Origin of the sequence: Guptibacillus hwajinpoensis, from assembly GCF_001039475.1 — a bacterium.
In the GTDB taxonomy this organism is placed as follows: Bacteria; Bacillota; Bacilli; order Bacillales; family Guptibacillaceae; genus Guptibacillus; species Guptibacillus hwajinpoensis.
Genome location: NZ_LELK01000001.1, coordinates 671,368 through 691,727, shown reverse-complemented (window position 1 = coordinate 691,727; position 20,360 = coordinate 671,368). Strand labels below are relative to the sequence as shown.

Annotated in this window: 16 protein-coding genes and 1 pseudogene; 16 read left to right on the top strand and 1 reads right to left on the bottom strand. The window is 39.5% G+C overall.

The genetic code is table 11. The features are described 5' to 3' along the window. Positions 1-5 precede the first annotated feature (5 nt). From hydA to AB986_RS03455, 12 genes and pseudogenes are all read left to right on the top strand, one after another. On the top strand, positions 6-1,430 hold the full coding sequence (gene hydA, locus AB986_RS03510; RefSeq protein WP_048309494.1) for a dihydropyrimidinase: 1,425 nt from the start codon (positions 6-8) through the stop codon (positions 1,428-1,430). A gap of 16 nt (positions 1,431-1,446) precedes the next feature. Continuing rightward, positions 1,447-2,931, top strand: a pseudogene (locus AB986_RS03505) (NCS1 family transporter). 1 nt (position 2,932) lies between these two features. Continuing rightward, positions 2,933-3,163, top strand: a complete 231-nt coding sequence (locus tag AB986_RS03500; RefSeq protein WP_048309493.1) for a hypothetical protein — start codon at positions 2,933-2,935, stop codon at positions 3,161-3,163. A gap of 15 nt (positions 3,164-3,178) precedes the next feature. Further along, the gene (locus tag AB986_RS03495) at positions 3,179-3,421 is read left to right on the top strand and encodes a hypothetical protein (RefSeq protein WP_048309492.1); all 243 of its coding nucleotides are present in this window, start codon (positions 3,179-3,181) and stop codon (positions 3,419-3,421) included. A gap of 250 nt (positions 3,422-3,671) precedes the next feature. Further along, a complete protein-coding gene (locus AB986_RS03490; protein WP_048309491.1) occupies positions 3,672-5,270 on the top strand; it encodes a PucR family transcriptional regulator in 1,599 nt (532 codons plus the stop codon). 113 nt (positions 5,271-5,383) lie between these two features. Beyond that, positions 5,384-6,850: a CoA-acylating methylmalonate-semialdehyde dehydrogenase gene (locus AB986_RS03485; protein ID WP_048309490.1), complete on the top strand. Its 1,467-nt coding sequence runs from the start codon at positions 5,384-5,386 to the stop codon at positions 6,848-6,850. A gap of 7 nt (positions 6,851-6,857) precedes the next feature. Beyond that, on the top strand, positions 6,858-8,204 hold the full coding sequence (locus tag AB986_RS03480; protein ID WP_152670910.1) for an aspartate aminotransferase family protein: 1,347 nt from the start codon (positions 6,858-6,860) through the stop codon (positions 8,202-8,204). Positions 8,205-8,310: 106 nt separating this feature from the next. Continuing rightward, positions 8,311-9,294: a quinone oxidoreductase family protein gene (locus AB986_RS03475; RefSeq protein ID WP_048309488.1), complete on the top strand. Its 984-nt coding sequence runs from the start codon at positions 8,311-8,313 to the stop codon at positions 9,292-9,294. 372 nt (positions 9,295-9,666) lie between these two features. Next, complete coding sequence (locus tag AB986_RS03470; RefSeq protein WP_048309487.1) at positions 9,667-12,525, top strand: 2-oxoglutarate dehydrogenase E1 component; 2,859 nt, start codon at positions 9,667-9,669, stop codon at positions 12,523-12,525. Further along, positions 12,518-13,813: a 2-oxoglutarate dehydrogenase complex dihydrolipoyllysine-residue succinyltransferase gene (gene odhB, locus AB986_RS03465; protein WP_048309486.1), complete on the top strand. Its 1,296-nt coding sequence runs from the start codon at positions 12,518-12,520 to the stop codon at positions 13,811-13,813. The genes AB986_RS03470 and odhB overlap by 8 nt, the downstream gene beginning before the upstream one ends. Before the next feature lie 256 nt (positions 13,814-14,069). Continuing rightward, entirely contained in the window at positions 14,070-14,927 is an 858-nt protein-coding gene (locus AB986_RS03460; RefSeq protein WP_048309485.1) for a GNAT family N-acetyltransferase, read from the top strand. Positions 14,928-14,994: 67 nt separating this feature from the next. Beyond that, positions 14,995-15,198: a DUF6501 family protein gene (locus AB986_RS03455; RefSeq protein WP_048309484.1), complete on the top strand. Its 204-nt coding sequence runs from the start codon at positions 14,995-14,997 to the stop codon at positions 15,196-15,198. 53 nt (positions 15,199-15,251) lie between these two features. Here AB986_RS03455 and AB986_RS03450 read toward each other — a convergent pair whose 3' ends face one another. Further along, positions 15,252-16,490 (bottom strand): YeeE/YedE family protein, encoded by a 1,239-nt coding sequence (locus AB986_RS03450; RefSeq protein ID WP_048310833.1) that lies wholly within the window; start codon positions 16,488-16,490, stop codon positions 15,252-15,254. 242 nt (positions 16,491-16,732) lie between these two features. On the opposite strand from AB986_RS03450, the gene AB986_RS03445 reads away from it, so the two are divergent. The 4 genes from AB986_RS03445 to AB986_RS03430 all read left to right on the top strand — a co-directional run bounded on the left by AB986_RS03445 (position 16,733) and on the right by AB986_RS03430 (position 20,330). Then, positions 16,733-17,800 carry a nitric oxide synthase oxygenase gene (locus AB986_RS03445; protein WP_048309483.1) on the top strand — a complete coding sequence of 356 codons (1,068 nt, stop codon included), beginning with the start codon at positions 16,733-16,735 and terminating at the stop codon, positions 17,798-17,800. Positions 17,801-17,819: 19 nt separating this feature from the next. Continuing rightward, positions 17,820-18,116: an antibiotic biosynthesis monooxygenase family protein gene (locus AB986_RS03440; RefSeq protein ID WP_048309482.1), complete on the top strand. Its 297-nt coding sequence runs from the start codon at positions 17,820-17,822 to the stop codon at positions 18,114-18,116. Between the two features lie 105 nt (positions 18,117-18,221). Next, positions 18,222-18,644, top strand: a complete 423-nt coding sequence (locus AB986_RS03435) for a DUF4395 domain-containing protein (RefSeq protein ID WP_048309481.1) — start codon at positions 18,222-18,224, stop codon at positions 18,642-18,644. Positions 18,645-19,019: 375 nt separating this feature from the next. Then, a complete protein-coding gene (locus tag AB986_RS03430) occupies positions 19,020-20,330 on the top strand; it encodes a lysine N(6)-hydroxylase/L-ornithine N(5)-oxygenase family protein (RefSeq protein WP_048309480.1) in 1,311 nt (436 codons plus the stop codon). Positions 20,331-20,360 lie beyond the last annotated feature (30 nt).

Below are 20,360 nucleotides of genomic sequence, written 5' to 3'. Positions count from 1 at the left end.
TTGAGATGAAGAAAATCATTCGAAATGGAACGATCGTAACGGCAAGTGAAACGTATCAAGCAGATATTCTTATTGCTAATGGAAAGATAGTATCGATAGGTAAGCAGATAATAGAGAAAGGTGCTGAAGAGGTTGATGCAACAGGACGGTATGTATTCCCTGGAGGAATTGATCCTCATACGCATCTAGAAATGCCTTTTGGAGGCACTGTGACGAAAGATGACTTTGAGACTGGAACCATTGCCGCAGCATTCGGTGGAACAACATCCGTCATCGACTTTTGTTTAACAGAGAAAGGCAAACCTCTCTCTCAAGCTATTAAAACATGGCATGATAAGTCAAAAGATAAATCGGTCATTGACTATAGCTTTCATTTAATGATTAGTGAAATTAACGATCGTGTTTTAGAGCAGCTACCTGAAGTGATAGATCAAGAAGGGATCACATCCTTTAAAGTGTTTATGGCATACAAAAATGTGTTCCAAGCAGACGATGAAACCTTGTATCGAACGCTTCTAGCGGCTAAGGAACTTGGAGCGCTTGTCATGGTGCATGCAGAGAATGGAGATGTTATCGAATACCTAACAAAAGATGCGCTTCAGAAAGGACAAACAGAACCCATATATCATGCATTAACTCGACCACCAGAAGTAGAAGGGGAAGCCACAGGCAGAGCAGCACAGCTAGCAGGACTTGCATCTTCTCAACTTTATGTTGTACATGTTAGTTGTAAGGAAGCGGCAGATAAAATAGCTGAAGCAAGGAGCAAAGGATTCGATATTCATGGTGAAACGTGCCCCCAATATCTTGTGCTAGACCAAACCTATCTTGAAAAACCGAACTTTGAAGGAGCAAAGTATGTTTGGAGTCCGCCTCTTCGAGAAAAATGGAATCAAGATGCTCTCTGGAATGCTTTACGAACAGGACAACTTGAAACAATCGGATCTGATCAATGTTCCTTTGACTTTGTAGGACAAAAAGACCTTGGTAGGGATGATTTCACGAAAATTCCTAATGGGGGGCCGATGATAGAGGATCGGTTTAGTATTCTTTTCTCAGAGGGGGTTCTAAAAGGAAGGATATCGCTTAATCAGTTTGTGGATATTACGTCAACGAAAGCTGCGAAGCTATTTGGACTGTTTCCTAATAAGGGGACGATTTCGGTTGGGGCTGATGCAGATTTAGTGATATTTAATCCTACTAGTAAACGTACGATCTCTGCAGAAACACACCATATGGCAGTAGACTACAATGCATTTGAAGGAATGGAAGTTACAGGAGAAGCAGAGTCTGTTTTCGTTCGAGGTGAATTCGTTATTAAAAATAAGCAATTTGTTGGAACACCTGGTTCAGGAAAATACATGAAACGAGCAAAATACGGCGAAATGATGACTGTTTCTGATCAAGTTGACACAGTAAGAAGTGAATAAAAAAGGAGATAGCTCAATGAAAAAAGAGGAAAGCTATTTAAAATCTCCAGATCTTCTACCCATTGCTCATAGTGAAAAGAAAATTGGAGCAACTGGATTTGCAATGATGTGGGTTGGAATGGCGGTTGTTCTTGCTGCATTTGCAATTGGTGGTGCAGGAGTTCAATCACTTTCTCTTACATGGGTTGTTGTTGCTACAATCATCGGTTCACTAGCAATTGGCTTATTTATCACCATCATCGGAGATATAGGAATTGAACATGGTCTTTCTTTTCCAGTCTATATGCGAGCGCCTTTCGGAACAATCGGAACCCATATTCCATCTGTCGTAAGAGGTCTAGCAGCATCATTTTGGTTCGGAATAAATACGTATTTTGGCGCAACTGCAATGAATGCCATTCTTAACGTTCTCTTTGGGTTTGACAACTGGTTTGTATGTTTTCTCATTTTCGCAACAGTTCAACTCGTGAATACATCACTAGGTATTAAAGCAGTTGAACGATTTGCAGACCTCGCCGCACCCGTAATTATTATCATATCTGTATGGATGTACGCCTCACTTTCAGATCAGGCACTTGCTCAAGGAAGAGAAGTTTAGGGGTGGATTGAAAGCCCTGTAACTGGTGGAGCAGCCGTAACGGCATTCCTTGTAGTCATCTTCAGTAACATGGGGTTTTGGGCAACGATTTCAGCGGATATCCCGTCAATCTCACGCTTTATTAAAGCACCGAAATATGAACGAAACTGGGTTAAACGAAACAAAGGAACACTGATTGGAAGTATGGTTGCCCTACCATTAACGCAAACCTTTATGGTCATCATCGGTGGCGTTTCTTATATTGCAGTTTCAAACTATGATCCAGTTGTAGCTTTACAAGAAGCGGCAACTGGCTTAGTACTCGGTATTCTACTCCTTATGATCGTTCTTGCTCAATGGTCAACGAATGTATCAGCTAACCTTGTTCCTGCAGCTACGATTTTCTCAAATGTAGGCGGTCCTAAAGTTCCGTTCTGGGCAGGAGTATTTATTGCTGGAATCATTGGTTCAGTCGTTCAACCATGGAGTTTGTTCAACATACTCATACCAATACTCCTCGTAGTAGGAGGCATTCTATCAGCTATTGTAGGCATTCTCTTCTGTGATTATTACGTGCTTAGAAAACGTAGAGTGAATGTTCCAGAATTGTATGAGCAATCTGGTCAATACCGTTATGCAAAAGGAATTAATGCTGCAGGGTTTATCGCATGGATTATTGGTGGAACGGCAGCGTATTTTCTTTCTACGTATTCATTTCTTGTAGGCTTCGTTGTGGGAGCAGCTACTTATTATGTATTAGCGAAATATTGGTGGTTCAAAAAGTATGCTCAAGCTGAGATAACAAATCCGAGTGATGAGGAATATTTAGGCATTACGGTAGGTCGCGATTGGGTCATACCTAGTGGAAATGAATCTGAAGCAGTAAAAGAAGTAGGAAGTGCAATTGAGGAGGGAGGTCAATAAAATGAGAGAGCATCAGCATTATTTAATTGAACGTGAAAAAATCGATTATTTTATTGATAGAGGCTATCGCATACATGGTATTACAGAGAATTTGAGCGGTGCATTTATAGAGTTTAGACTAAAAGATAATAAGACTGACGAAGAATCAACCGAAATCCTTCATATTCAAACGCCTGATGGGAGAAAATACTTCTCAGCGCTACTTTTAAAGCAGATCCAAACAGTATCTTAGAGAGGAAGGGTGTTCATGGAGTACAATCTGTATTCGAAAGATAGTGCATATCCATGTGAAGTAACCATCGATGAGGAAAATGGACGTTATATGATTCGAAAAGCAGACACAAGTGGAGAAATATTCAATTCTGCAGCAGAATTGACATCATGGATTCGTTCCAACTGGAAAGAAACAGATTTCCGTAGCAAAAAGCAGTATTATTATTTAATGGAGCTATTAGAAGATTATGAATGGAACATGGAGACCGGGCAATAGTCCGGTTTTTTTATTCTATAATAATTAATTTCAATTACCGTATTAATAAGTGAAAAAAATAGCTAAATAAATGTCTTTATGTCACATAAAAGAGAATGAGTAGAAAAGAAAAGCCTCATGTAGTAAAGTGAATTTAAAATGATAGCGCTATCATGAATATATTGAAAGATTTTCTACCCAATTCCACCTCCAAAATCATGATGCATGATTAAATAATTGTACTTACTATTCCAAAAGAGGGTGTGGTTTGATGCTACGAATGACCAGTTTAACGGTTCATGAAGTATTAGAAAGAGAGCATTTTAGTCATGCTACTGTGATAGCTGGGAAAGGCGGGTTATCTAGGAAAATAAAATGGGTTCATGTGATGGAAGTAACGAGTGTTAAACAGTTATTACATGGGCAAGAATTAATACTATCAACAGGCTTTGTCTGGAAAGATAACGTAAAAGTATTTCGATCCATTGTACAACAACTCATTCAAAGCAAGGCGGCCGGTCTCTGCATTGAAATTGGTACATATATGGATTATATTCCTTCTGAAATCATCGAATTAGCAGATCAGCATCATTTCCCCATCATTGTATTTTCGAAAGAAGTTCGATTTGTAGATATCACACAGGATATACACTCCCTCTTAATAGCACACCATTATCAAATGATTTCGGATCTAGAGAAGTTCGCACAAGAACTCAATAACCTCCTATTAGCACCAGGTTGTCTTTATAAAATTCTATCTTACCTCGCCAAAAAGACGGACATGCAAGTCATATACAAACCTAAAGAAGCAGAACCGATTTTTGCACCTGAAGTAAGCAAAGATAAACAAGAAACGTTTCTACATTTCCTAACATTTCAACCAGACGGTAAAGGACTTGTTGTCCAACACGTCCAAGCAATGGACTATCATTTCGCAAATTTAATTCTTGTCCCTGATCAACATACATCTGTTTCGGATTATGACATGCTTCTTCTTGATCGAAGTGCAACTGCAATTGCTCAGTTCCTTTTACGTGAATTATATATTGAGGAGAAGAAGCGAGCACTTGAAACAGAATGGCTTTACGATTGGCTTGAGGGAAAGCATTCAGAAGAAAGAATCCTTTCATATCTCGTAGACTTCGATGAATCTCTCATACCTAGAGGTCTCCAAGTATGTACATGTAAGTTTACAAAGCAGCTTGATGCATATTCATCATCACAGGTTACCTACTTTATGCTGTTAATGCGGTCTGTCTTCGAACAGGAAGGGTTTTTCCTACTATCCTTAACAACAAGACATAAACTTATTATCATCACCCTTAACAGGCGAGATGAGTTAACCGTTATGGATCGTTTACGAGATGCTTTTGAGCGATTCATGAAAAGCGATATCTTACAAAAGGAAACTGTCCCAGACGTTGAACAAATAGGTGTAGGCAAACACGTTCGACTTCTAAAAGAAATGCATAAAAGCTATGAATCTTCTATCGAAACTTTAGCTATGAACGAAAAGCTATTCACTCAGTCTTCTAAAATTATTTACCACGCTGATTTTCATATTTACCGAATGATTTATCAATTAGCTAAGAGCAAAGAATTAAATGAATTTATGCATGATTATTTAGAACCTGTTTTGCACTATGACCAGAAGAATAATAGCAATCTATTAAACACACTAAGAGTTTATATGTGCTGTAATGGATCCAAAAAAGAAACAGCTGAACGGCTTTTTGTTGTAAGACAAACGCTTTATCATCGTTTAGAAAAACTTGAAGAGCTACTGGGAAGTGATTTCATGAATTCACCGAAGCGTCAAGCAATAGAATTCGCAATACATGCATATGAATATTTGAAAAGAAATGTTTAGATTGTGCAACGTGTATAGTGTCTTCCTAATCCATGTTACGTTGTGTCTAATGAACGACTGCCCTTTCATCGCCTACAATAGTGGTATGAACAACTTTAAGGAGGGGACATGAAATGGCGGTCGTTAAAAAGGAAACAGCTATGTTGAAAAACTTTGTTAATGGAGAGTGGGTAAGCTCTACAAGTAATAACTCTCTTGAGGTACCGAATCCTGCTACAGAAGAAAACATGGCGTATGTGCCGTTGTCATCTAAAGAAGATGTTTCTCTTGCTGTCAGTGCTGCAGAGAAAGCTTTTCAAACTTGGAGCAAGGTGCCTGTTCCAAAACGTGCGAGAATATTGTTTGCTTATCATGCCTTGCTTGTTAAGCATCATGACGATCTTGCCGAGCTAGTTGTAAAAGAAAACGGAAAAAGCTATAAAGAAGCTTACGGGGAAGTGCTTAGAGGAATTGAATGTGTTGAATTTGCAACTGGTGCACCTACGTTAATGATGGGTGACAATTTGTCTACGATTGCAGAATCGATTGATTCTGAAATGTATCGCTATCCTGTAGGAGTGGTGGGGGGGATTACACCTTTCAATTTCCCAATGATGGTACCTCATTGGATGTTTCCACTAGCCATCGCCTGTGGTAATACTTTCGTTCTAAAACCGTCTGAACGAACGCCTATTCTTGCAAATCGTATGGCTGAATTGTTAACAGAAGCAGGTTTGCCAAACGGTGTTTTTAACATTGTTCATGGAGCACATGATGTTGTTAACGGATTAATTGAACACGAAGAAGTGAAAGCGATTTCCTTTGTAGGCTCCCAGCCTGTAGCGAAATACGTTTATGAGCAGTCAGCATCTAGAGGGAAAAGAGTGCAAGCTCTTTCCGGAGCAAAGAATCATCATATTGTTATGCCAGATGCTGATCTTGACAAAGCGGTTCAGCAAGTTATTAGCTCAACGTTTGGCAGTGCTGGTCAGCGGTGCATGGCATGTAGCGCTGTAGTCATTATTGGGTCAGGCGAGAAGTTTATTTCTAAGTTAAAAGAAAAGGCTGATGAACTAAAGCTTGGAAATGGATTGGATGAAGAAGTTTTATTAACACCTGTTATTCGGAACTCCCATAGGGAAAAAGTACTTGAGTATATCCAGAAAGGCATTGAAGAAGGAGCATCCTTAATTCGAGATGGACGTATGGAAATGGAGTCTCAAGAAAAAGGACACTTCCTTGGACCTACTATCTTCGATGAAGTAACACCTGATATGACAATTGCAAAGGAAGAAATATTTGCACCTGTATTGAGTTTATTACATGCTGATACGCTTAATGAAGCGCTAGGTATACTTAAGAAGTCGAGATATGGAAATGGTGCGACAATTTATACGAAAGATGCAGGTGCGATACGTAAATTTCGTGAAGAAGCAGATGCTGGAATGCTTGGAGTGAATGTTGGTGTCCCGGCTCCTATGGCATTCTTCCCATTCTCTGGGTGGAAAGATTCTTTCTATGGTGATCTTCATGCCAATGGTAAAGATGGTGTGAACTTCTATACGCGTAGGAAAATGATCACAACGCGATTCGACTATTAATGAGGGAGTGAAAGATTTGCATACAGCTCACGAGAACCTTGCTGGTAAGGACGAGAAGTATGTTTGGCACGCTATGCGTCCTTTCGATCCAAAATCTACAATGGTGATTGAAAAGGCAAAAGGTGCATGGCTTACTGACTATAACGGCAATCAGTTTCTAGATGCAATGGCTGGACTGTGGTGTGTCAATGTAGGCTATGGTCGTGAGGAGCTTGCAGAAGCTGCCTACAACCAGCTAAAAACGCTTTCTTACTATCCTTTAACCCATACTCACGCTCCTGCAATCAAGCTAGCTGAAAAGTTAAACGAAATGCTAGGCGGAGGTTACGTTATTTTTTTCTCAAATAGTGGTTCGGAAGCGAATGAAACTGCTTTTAAAATTGCGAGACAATACCACGAACAAAATGGTGATGTGCATCGTAATAAAATTGTTTCTCGCTATCGTGCTTATCATGGGAACACAATGGGATCTCTTGCAGCAACTGGGCAGGCACAGCGAAAATATAAATACGAACCGCTAGGACAGGGGTTTTTACATGTTCAGCCACCTGATATGTACCGTGATGGAACAATCGTTGCCGATCAACTTCCTTCTGTAAAAGCAGTTGATGATATAATGACTTGGGAATTAAGTGAGACAATTGCTGCAATGATTATGGAGCCAATCATAACTGGTGGTGGAATCATCATGCCACAGCAGGGGTATATGAAGGCTGTTAAAGAAGTGTGTGAAAAGCATGGTGCTCTTCTTATTTGTGATGAAGTAATCAGTGGGTTTGGAAGAACAGGTAAGTCATTTGGATTCATGAACTATGATGTAATGCCAGATATAGTAACAATGGCAAAAGGTCTTACGAGCGGATATTTGCCATTATCTGCAACTGCTGTGAAAGAAGAAGTTTATGAAGCTTTTAAAGGAACGCAACAATACGATCATTTTCGTCACATTAATACATTCGGGGGTAATCCAGCTTCGTGTGCATTGGCACTAAAAAACTTAGAAATTATGGAAACAGAACAGCTCTTCGATCGATCAAAAGAGTTAGGAGAGAAGTTAAAGAATGAGCTACAGAGTCGTCTTTCAAACCACCCTTACGTAGGTGATGTGCGAGGCAAAGGATTACTAGTTGGTATCGAACTTGTTGAAGATCGTGCAACTAAAAAACCACTAGGAGTTCCTGAATTAAATAAAGTGATTGGTTATTGTAAATCACAGGGCGTCATAATAGGCAAGAATGGTGATACTGTCGCTGGGTACAATAATGTTCTAACGATGGCACCACCGCTATCAATTGAAGAGAAAGATGTTGATTTATTAATTCAGACAGTAGTGGAAGGAATATTGCAGCTGTGAAGTGCGCTACAAAGCGCACTTTTTTTAATTGAATAGTTTGATAACTTGTATTATAGTATAACTAAGTAGTTACATACTGACTGGTTAGTTAAAAGGAGGAAGAAAAATGAGAGCGATTCAATTAACGGAATTTGGTGGTCCAGAAGTTTTGAAAGTGGTTGAAATGGATGTTCCTAAACCGAACGGGCATGACGTATTAATTGAGATTAAGGCGATTGGAGTTAACTATGCAGATACAGCTAGAAGAGAGGGACAATACGTTGTAGACACACCACTTCCATATGTCCCAGGATCAGAAGTTGCTGGCGTTGTAAAAGCTGTAGGAGACAAGGTTACGTCAGTTAAACCAGGGTCATCAGTTGTAACTTTGCTTGGCACTAAAAATGCAACGGGATATGCTGAATATACACTTGCAGATGAACGAGGATTGATTCCTATTCCAGATGGCATGGATCTCCACCATGCAGTCGCTTTACCTCTACAAGGGTTAAGCGCTTACCACACTTTGAAAACAATGGGACGATTTGAGAACGGTGAAACCGTTCTAATACATGCAGCAGCTGGTGGACTTGGAACAATTGCAGTTCAACTTGCCCGGCTTTGGGGGGCAAAGACAATTATTGGAACAGCTAGTACTGAAGAAAAACGTCAGCTTGCTTCAGATATGGGAGTAGACGTTGCGGTGGACTATACTAAGGATGGCTGGGAGCAAGAGGTATTAGCTGCAACAGATGGAAATGGGGTTGATGTTATTCTTGAGATGGCTGGTGGAGATGTTTTTCGCAAGTCGCTAAAGTGTCTTGCTCCATTTGGTAGACTTGTCATTTATGGAGTGGCTAGTGGAGAGCAAAGTCGCTTTTACCCATCTTCATTAATGGAGAAGAATCAATCTGTTGTTGGTTTTTTTCTTCCACAAATGATGAGAAAACCTTCTCTTTATCAAAAGAGTCTCGAAGAACTATTAAATTATATGAAAAATGGCGAGCTGCAATTAACAATAGGTGGGGTGTTTGACCTAGAAAAAGCAGCCGAAGTTCATACATTGCTTCAAGGTAGAAAAACAAAAGGGAAGCTTATTCTAACCCCTTAATCTTTTAAGGCGACCGCGCTTAGGTCGCCTTTTTTGTGGTTAGAATCAATATTTCATATTCATTGTAAGAAAATCTCTAATTTGTATTCACTATGGATACACTTTGTGGTAATTTAGTATTGCACTGTGTTAATATTCGAAAAATTTTTCAAGTCCACTTTTTGTCACAGAAATTTTTTTCGAGAATTTGCATGAAAGTTTTGTAGGCATCCCAACACTGTGCTAAAATGCCAATGTAAGCGTTTTTTTAAATCGAGGTTTTCAATTCATTAAAAGAGTGAAAAGAACTAGTAAGAAATCATGCTTTAGATTGCGTTCAAATTTCCTATTTGCGCATGAATTTAGTAAAACCCAGCAGGGAGGTAGCATGCTTTGAATACCAAACAGTCCAGAGTGGAACATCCATGGCAAGAATTTTATGGACCAAACCTTGGCTATGCCATTGAACTATATGAAATGTACCAAGAAGATCCGGAATCAGTTGATCCCGACATGCGCCAAAAGTTTGAACAGTGGGGACCACCACCATCTTCTACAGATGAAATTGAAACATCTGCTAAACCAGGTAATCTTAAAAAGGTCATATCAGCAGTTAAACTAGCTGATAATATTCGTACATATGGCCATTTAGCTGCAGCAATTAATCCACTAAATAATGAGAAATCTGATCAGAAATTTATGAATCCAGAGAAATACGGTCTTTCTAGTGAAGACTTGAAAGCGATTCCTGCTGAAGTAGTTTGGGAAAATGCGCCTGCAGATATTAACAACGGCTTGCAGGCTATTAAGCGATTGCAGGATCTATATACAAAGTCTTTATCATATGAATTCACTCACGTACACGCTGAAGATGAACGTAAATGGCTTGATGAAATGGTGGAGAACGATTCTGTTAGCAGAACGCTAACAGACGATGATCGTAAAGAACTTCTTCGAAGGTTAACAGAAGTTGAAGGATTTGAGAAATTCCTTCATAAAACCTTCGTCGGACAGAAACGATTCTCCATTGAAGGTGTAGACGCAATGGTACCAATGCTTGATGACGTTATTAAGTGTGGTACAAGTGACGGTGCTAAGAATGTAATGATAGGAATGGCTCACCGTGGTCGTTTAAACGTTCTTACACACGTTTTAAACAAACCTTATGAAAAGATTTTCGCTGAATTTCATCATGCGCCAAACAAAGAACTTGTGCCATCTGAAGGCTCAACGGGTATTAACTATGGTTGGACTGGTGATGTGAAATACCACATGGGCGCAGATCGTAAATTTGAGGGGTCTGAAACGGCTGAAGCTACCGTTACGCTTGCCAACAATCCGTCTCACCTTGAATTTGTTGATCCTGTCGTTGAAGGGTATGCAAGAGCGGCACAGGAAACACGTGATAATAAGGGTGAACCAAAACAAGATTTCCGTAAATCATTTGCTATTCTAATTCATGGAGACGCCGCTTTCCCTGGTGAAGGCGTTGTAGCTGAGACGCTTAACTTAAGCCAACTTAAAGGCTATCATACAGGCGGAACCATTCATATTATCGCAAATAATCAGCTTGGATTTACAACCGAAAGTTCCGATTCTCGTTCTACTAAATATGCTAGTGATCTTGCAAAAGGGTATGAGATTCCAATTGTGCATGTGAACGCTGACGACCCTGAAGCATGTTTAGCTGCAATGCACCTTGCATATGAGTATAGAATGAAGTTTAATAAAGATTTCCTAATTGATCTTATCGGATATAGAAGATTTGGTCATAACGAAATGGACGACCCAGCTGTTACACAGCCACATCTATATGAGAAAATTAAAAACCATCCAACAGTAAGGGCAAGTTATGCCAAATACCTTACTGATCAGAATGTGATTGAATCTGGTCACGGCGAAAAGATAGATGAAGAAGTACTCCAAGAGTTGCAAACGGAGTACGATAAAATAGCAAAAGGCGGAGACAATCAGGGAGATGTGCAAGAGCTACAGCCTCCTAAAGAGATTGTTAAAGGAATTCCGTCTATAGATACTTCAGTGCCTCTCGAGACACTAAAAGACATCAATGAGAAGTTACTCATTCGCCCAGATGGCTTTAATGTTTATCCAAAGCTTGAGCGTATTTTGAAACGTAGACTTGATATGCTTGAAGAAGGTGGCAAAGTCGATTGGGCACTTGGTGAAACGCTTGCGTTTGCATCTATTCTTGGTGATGGAACGCCAATACGTATAACAGGACAGGATTCCCAGAGAGGCACATTCGCTCAGCGACACCTTGTACTTCATGATAAAGAAACGGGTGAGAAGTATTGCCCACTTCATGAACTACCTCAAGCTGAATCGTCATTTGCGATTCATAATAGCCCACTTTCAGAAGCTTCTGTTGTTGGTTTCGAATATGGTTATAACGTATTCGCTCCAGAAACATTAGTGATCTGGGAAGCACAATACGGTGACTTTGCTAATGCTGCACAAGTGATCTTTGACCAATTTGTTTCTGCAGGTAGAGCAAAATGGGGACAAAAGTCAGGAATGGTTTTGTTACTTCCACATGGATACGAAGGTCAGGGACCTGAACACTCTAGCGGAAGAGTAGAACGTTTCCTTACACTTGCTGCTGAAAACAACTGGACGGTTGCGAATTTAACGAGCGCAGCACAATACTTCCATATTTTACGTAGACAGGCTGCTATTCTTGAGAAGAAAGAAGTACGACCGCTTGTCATTATGACGCCAAAAAGTCTCCTTCGTAATCAGCGCACGTCTTCACCTGGATTTGAATTCAGCCAGGGGCAATTCCTTAGTGTTGTTGAACAAGCAGGTCTTGGCGAGAGTAAAGAAAAGGTAGAGCGTATCGTACTTTGTACAGGTAAGGTAGCGGTTGATCTATCGGCTGAAATAGAATCTTCTGAAGAGAATTTTGATTGGTTGCATGTGCTTCGAGTAGAGCAATTGTATCCATTCCCTCATGAAGAAGTTAAAAAGATTTTTGAACGGTATTCTAATGTGAAGGAAATTATTTGGTTGCAGGAAGAACCAAAGAATATGGGCTCTTGGAATTACATTTCTCCTCGAATTCATGAGTCAGCTCCAAAAGGTGTTGCTGTGAGCTATGTTGGTCGTCCAGATCGATCAAGTCCAGCTGGCGGAGAGCCTAACGTGCATAAAAAGGATCAAGAACGAATCATACAAGAAGTCTTAGAGCCATCCAAAACTGTTTCCCATCAAGGAGGTAATCGTCGTGATTGAAGTTAAAGTACCAGAACTCGCAGAATCCATTACAGAAGGTACCATTTCTCAATGGTTAATCAAAGTAGGCGACAAAGTAGAAAAAGGTGACAACCTTGTTGAGCTTGAAACAGACAAAGTTAACATCGAAGTTAGTGCTGAAAACGATGGAGTAATTAAAGAACTTTTGAAAGAACCTGGTGATAATGTAGAAGTTGGCGAAATCATTGCTTACCTAGGTGGCGGTGAAAGCAGTTCTTCTCAATCTAAAGATCAACAAGCTAATGAAACCGAACAAGCTGAAGCGAAAAAAGAAGAAACGGAATCTCCTGAAGAAGCGAAATCAGATCAGGAATCAAAAGCTCATGCAGCACCAGAAGCAAATCAACAATCTGAGAATGGACGAACAGTAGCTTCACCTTCTGCTAGAAAACTTGCTCGTGAACTTGGCGTTGATTTGAATGAGGTTAATACGAAAGATCCTCTAGGTCGAGTGCGTCCTGACGATGTGAAAGCCCATGCAGATCAATCAGGGCAAAAAGAAGCACCAAAGCAAGAGAAGAAACAAGAAAAACAAGAAAACAAACAATCACAAGTTAATGAAGGTAAGCCAGTAGAACGAGTGAAAATGTCTCGTCGTCGTCAAACGATTGCAAAGCGTCTTGTTGAAGTTCAACATACTGCAGCAATGCTTACAACATTTAACGAAGTTGATATGACAGCGATTATGGAGCTTCGTAAACGTCGTAAGGACAAGTTTCTTGAAGACAACGATGTAAAACTTGGTTTTATGTCATTCTTCACTAAAGCTGTTGTAGGAGCACTTAAAAAGTACCCGCGTCTAAATGCAGAGATTCAGGATACGGATATCGTTCTTAAGAAGTTCTATGATATTGGTATTGCAGTTGGAGCAGAAGAAGGACTTGTGGTTCCTGTCGTACGTGACGCTGATAAACTTTCATTCGCTGGAATTGAGCAGGAAATTGGTAATCTTGCGAAGAAAGCTCGTGACAACAAATTAAAACTGGATGAGCTACAAGGTGGTTCATTTACAATTACAAATGGTGGTATTTTCGGTTCCATGCTTTCGACTCCAATTCTAAATGCACCTCAAGTAGGTATTCTTGGAATGCACAAGATTCAATGGCGCCCAATGGCTATTGATCAGGAGCGAATGGAAAATCGCCCGATGATGTACATTGCTCTTTCATACGATCACCGCATCGTAGATGGTGGAGAAGCCGTTAGCTTCCTCGCGAAAATCAAAGAGCTTCTCGAAGATCCAGAACAACTTCTTCTTGAAGGTTAGGATAAAGATAGAACCTGAATCCAATAGATTCAGGTTCTTTTTTCTTAGGCTGTTTTCTAAAAATGTTGTTTTGTGAATGGTAATGTAAAAAACCATAATTCAAGGTTGATTGGAGCGGAAGGTGCTCGACTCCTGCGGCTCAAGCGTCCCGTCCCACGGAAAGCGAGCACCTGTAGCGCAAATCAATCACTACCCTTAAAGGGGAACCATGTCATAACAAGTTTTTTATCAACTAATACAAAAGTGGGGAAATGTGATGAGAATAAAAAACTTTCAAGATCCGATTGCATACTTAGATTACGTTCAAATCTTTCTAGAAAAAAACGAAGCAGTGAATAATTTATCGCTAGGTATTTTACATCGTCACGTTATACAGAATGGAAAAATAGATGTTGATAATGAGCCTTATTTAGCAACCATAGAAACAGATGACGGGAAAATAGAACTATGTATGATTCAGACGCCACCTCATAATCTCACTATAGCTGGATGCGCTACTACTTCAAGGGAATCGCTTCTGTATGGAGCGAATCAATTACATAAGCAAAAACAAGTTCCAGGAATACTTGGAGAAAATCGATTTGTGGAAATTTTCTCGGAAGAATATTCTCGTCTAACAAAAGCGAAGCGTACCCTTCATATGAATCAACGAATTTATCGACTTGATCAGGTGAACCCGCCAAAGCAAGTGGATGGATCTATGAGAATGGCAGAGGAATTGGATAGTGAGATGATAACTGAATGGATTCAACGATTCACTCAATCGCTTGGCCAGCCTATACCATACGAAGAAAGTCGTGAGCGTGCTATACAATTAATTGAAGAACAAACGCTTGTCTTATGGCAAGTTGAGAATCAAATTGTTTCTATGGCTAATCAGACGAGACCCACTTCAAATGGAATGACAATTAACTTTGTATATACGCCACCAGAGTTTGAAAGAAATGGCTATGCCTCTGCGTGTGTAGCAGAACTAAGTCAGTCAATACTAAATCGCGGTTATTCGTTTTGCAGCTTATATACAGATTTATCAAATCCTACATCCAACTCGATCTATATGAGAATAGGTTATAAACCTGTTGGAGACTCCATCGTCTATTTATTTGAATCTTAATATCGTATTCTTTATCTAAGAGGCGGTCTCATGTAGAATAGAAGAAAAGAAGAAAGGAGTGGATGTTATGATTCATCACTCATGGAAAGATCAAACAACAGTCAAGAAAGTTAAATGTGTACATACTAACGCTAAGAAGTATATGGTGAACCGAGTATTAACTGAAGGCAAGACATACGATGTAAAGAACGAAACAGAAGAGTTCTTGTTTGTCGTTGATAATAGCGGTAAAGTCGGCGGATTTTATAAAGAATATTTTGAAGAAATTTAATTAGTGATTAAGAGTGAAAAGGCCTGATCGATAATCGATCAGGCCTTTTATGTTTAACAGAATTGATCTTCTTTCTTTGGATTTTTCAATCCAAACAGAGGACGTAAGTAGAGAGCTAAGTATGAGCCTGCAAGTGCAACAATCATCCATACCCAACCATGAAGACTGAATGATGCGATTCCTCCGAAATAAGCACCAATGTTACAACCAAATGCTAACCGAGCACCGTAGCCCATTAGTAAACCACCAATAATAGAGGCTGCGGCTAACTTCAGTGGTACTCTTCTCATAATAAATGCACCGCCTGCGCCAGCAGCAACAAAGGCTCCTAGAATAACACCGAAGTTCATGACGCTAGTCGAATCCGTGAGTATTGATTGTTCAAGTGCAGCAGACTTGGTACCTGACCAATATCCCCACTGTGTAACATCAATTCCTAGAAATAATGCTATTTTTGAACCCCAAAGAGCAAAGGCTGATGTAATGCCCCATGGGTTTCCCCGGGATACTAGCGTTAAAGCATTTAGTACACCTAGCGCAATTGCAGCAGTCCAGATAGGCCATGAGCCACGGAAAAATCGCTTCCAACCATTTGCTGTTGGTAAAGGCTTTATTTGTGGAGGCTGACGCTTTTTGGCTATGAATCTTACTAGAAAGAAGATAAGTGCAAACAAAGAAAGCTGAAGAACCCAAGCTCCGAAAAAGCCTAGCCCTGTATCTGTGGCTAAAGAAATGGCTTGGAATGAAGGCATTTGATTTACCCAGAAGTCAAAATGCCACGCACCAACAACGGATCCAACAATAAATCCGAATAGGGTAAGTAACATTTCGGTTTTCCCCCAACCGACAGTATAGAGTGTTCCTGAAGCACATCCACCCCCGAGTTGCATGCCAATCCCGAATAAGAATGATCCCACAACTACGCTTGTTCCGACTGGGAACACATATCCAGTAGGTGTTGTCCCAAACAAACCGAACCCATTTGATAGAATCGGTGCGAACAATGTACTAGCAACAGCGAGCATCAGCATATGGGATTGAATGGCTGTTCCATTTCCTACGCTTAATAATTGTCTGAACGCCGATGTAAAGCCAAATCTAGCATGAAGCAAGCAATACCCAAGTAATAGTCCTAGTGCAAAGAGAACAACTTGCTGAACTCCTTGATTTAGAAAAAGGATCAAACCGAGTAAGGCAATAAATAAAAAGCCAGCTGTAAGAACAGGCTTTTGTGGCGCTTTAAGGAACGGAAGCTGTAATGAACTTCTTGTTGTATGAACGGGTTGTTCCATTGCCAAGATTAATGCACCTCATTCCGATAGTTTTAATATGAATTAACAAATTTATCCTACAATAGATTTGTTGGTGTGTAAACAATTTAATCTAAGCTTATAAAAACACACTGGTTAGAGTTGTCCATTAGTACTGCAAAAGGTCGTGTGATATAATACGCGTGGACTAGTATTCCGATTATTACAATGATGAGCTTAAGATCAGGTGTTAGAACCGTCTCCGGCTACAGGAGGAAGAGCATATGAATCATAACGAATTAATAGATGAAGCCTTTTCTTTTCTTGATCAGGCATATTATGAATTAGAAAAAGATCCAGCCGCTTTACAGCTACGAAAAAATGAAATTAGAGATGAAATTAACGCTAAAGGAACTTACTCTCATACATACGAGGAACTTGAACAAGGTGCGAAAATGGCGTGGCGAAATAGTAACAAATGCATTGGTAGACTTTTTTGGAACACAATGACAGTAATAGATGCACGATGTGCTTCAACAGTAGAAGAAGTCACAAATGCATTATTACATCACCTAAAGGTAGCAACAAACGGTGGTAAAATTCGTCCAACGATTACTATTTTTGAACCAGGAAAAGTACGGATTTGGAATCATCAGTTAGTCCGTTATGCAGGTTATGAAACTGAAGATGGCATTGTAGGTGATCCTGATTCTGTCGACTTTACGAATCAAGTGATCAAACTCGGTTGGCGAGGAGTAGGGACCTCACATGACGTGTTACCCCTCGTTTTTACAATGAATGATGACAAGCCACTCGTTATTGATCTACCTGAAGATCATGTTCTTCAAGTAGAAGTAGAGCACCCTGAATATGATTTCTCTTCTCTTGGTGCTAAATGGTACGCTGTTCCAATTATTTCAGATATGCGATTAGAAATAGGAGGGATAGATTACGGTGCTGCTCCATTTAATGGCTGGTACATGGGAACAGAGATAGGAGCAAGGAACCTTGCTGATACTGATCGCTATGATTTACTGCCGAAAGTTGCAAGTGTAATGAAAATTGATACGAGTTCGAATGCGACGTTGTGGAAAGATCGTGCTCTTGTTGAATTAAATCGAGCAGTTTTATATTCCTATCAAAAGGCAGGAGTAAGTATTGTAGATCATCACACAGCTGCGAAGCAATTTCAAAAATTCGAGCAAAATGAAGCGAAAGCAGAGCGGGAAGTAACGGGAAATTGGACCTGGCTAATTCCTCCGGTTTCTCCAGCAACAACGCACATCTTCCATAAACCATATAAGAATAAAATTTTATCACCAAATTACTTTTATCAGGAAAAACCATTTTAGATTAGAATAGGAGATTGGCATGATTATCGAAAAGGCTTATTTTGTAATCCATGAAGGACTAGAAACTGAATTCGAAAAAGCATTCTCAGAAGCTGTTGAATTAATTGCTGCAACAAACGGATATCAGCATTATACTCTAACAAAATCAATTGAGGCTGAGCGTAAATATATGATTTTTATTGAGTGGGATTCTCTTGCGGCTCACACCGAAGGATTCATGAATTCACAACGGTTCGAACAGTTTACAAAAAAGATGGATCCATATTTGGAGCATGTAGAAATGGAACACTTAGTTCAAATACATTCAGACAAGTAAACCCACAATAATGTGGGTTTTTTTTGAGCGTTTAGCTGTACAAAATACTTCAAAGCGTATATTCTTTTATATAAGTAAATTCCTATAAGAAAGGTAGGTATTTTAATGCCTTTATCCATTCCTAGACCTCTTGTACGACTAAATCAATCCTTTATCTTTATATTCGCAACGATGTTTATCATTTCATCCAATTGGCTCTTTTTAGCAGTACCACTTTCAGCAGGTTTAATGGGGCTGCTTTTTAAATTCAATCCAGTTATTAAAGCAGGTAAACCATTTTTAAAGAAACCTCTCAATACCTATATTCCTGAAGATGCTGAGCAACAACAGTTCAATCAAAAGATAGCGGTGACCCTTCTAACTATCTCATTACTTGCACACATTTCATCGATCCAATGGCTAGCCAATACGGCGGCTATAATGGTTGCTCTTGCTTCCTTAATCGCGATTCTTGGATTTTGTGTCGGTTGTTTTGTTCGGTATCAATGGAAACAATTTCAATATAGAAGGTCACAGCATTCATCTTAAAAACAGCCTAATGGCTGTTTTTTTTTGCTCTTTTCTAAAAGATTTTTTGTTTTTTACAATTTTTGTCCACACTTCGCTAATTGGAGCGGAAGGATGCTCACCGCCCGCCCCGCGGAAAGCGAGCATCCAGAAGCGGAAATTAACCACTATTCTAATAGGACCAATATCTACGGAAAAGTCTTTTATATAAAGGCTATGTTAGCTCATATTGTTGATTTATCGACTTTTGGCTCATTCGAGTGAAACCTTAATTTCACTCGAATGAGCCAAATATCAACACTGTTCTATTACATAGCCTATATAAAAAACTGAAAATAATAAATCTGATATACTAAGGAGAGATAAGAGAAGATAGATAAGAAAGGATAGGGTAGGATGAGAGACAAACTTTATGACTTAATTGGTGTAGGTGTCGGTCCGTTCAATTTAGGACTAGCAGCATTATTAGATCCAGTAAAAGAAATTGATTCGCTGTTTTTTGAACAGAAAGAAGAATTTGACTGGCATCCTGGTATGTTAATTGAGGGAACAAGACTACAAGTACCATTTATGGCTGACCTTGTTACGATGGCTGATCCAACAAATCCATATAGCTATTTAAATTACTTGAAGCATCAAAATCGCTTGTATAATTTCTATTTCCTTCAACGACTTGAAATGCCGAGAAATGAATATAACCATTACTGTCAGTGGGCTGCAAGTAAATTAGAAAGCTGCAGATTTGGAACTAAGGTTGTAAGTGTAGTACCTATTGGAGATCCTGTTCAACGTTATGAAGTCTCTGTTGAACATGGTGAATCTGGGGAAATCGAAACGTACTTTGCTAAAAACATCATTCTTGGAGTTGGAACAGTTCCTTCGCTTCCATCTCCGTTAAAAGGTATGTCTGAAGAAGACGTTTTCCATTCTTCTACGTTCCTTCAGCATACTGAACGATGTAAAAAAGCGAAAAGTATCACAGTAATTGGATCGGGCCAAAGTTCAGCGGAAATTTTTCGAGAGCTATTGAAAGAGAGACCGGACTATGGTTATTCATTGAATTGGGTGACAAGATCACAGGGTTTCTTCCCTATGGAGGAAACGCGATTAAGCCTCGAGCATTTCTCACCTGAATATATTGATTACTTTTACGACCTCCCACAGGATCAAAAAGATGAGATATTTAGTGGCCAACAGCTTCTATACAAAGGGATTAGTCCACATACAATTACAGACATTTATAATCTTCTTTATGAACAATCTGTAGGTGGAAAAGAAATGGACGTCATGTTGATGCCACTTACTGAAATCAATGGGCTTAAACAAAAAGAAGATGAATCAGGATATGAACTAGAATGTCGACAATGGCAAAAGAATAAATCGTTCCTTCTCGATAGCGAAGTTGTTGTTGCAGGCACTGGATATCGTCCGCTCATTCCAGATTGCTTAAATGATCTTAAAGAGCTAATTAAATGGGACGATAAAGGACGATACCATGTAACAAAAGATTACCAACTAACATTAAGTCGTGAATCAACCTCTACGATCTTTGTTCACAGTGGTATGCAACATACGCATGGAGTAGGTTCAACAAACCTTGGCCTAGCGGTTAATCGAAATAAAATTATTATTAACGAGCTTGCTGGTAAAGATATTTACCCTGTTCTAGAAGGTAATGTGTTTCAACAATTCGAATATAGAGAGTAGTTACTTTTGTTATAACAACAAAGGAGGACT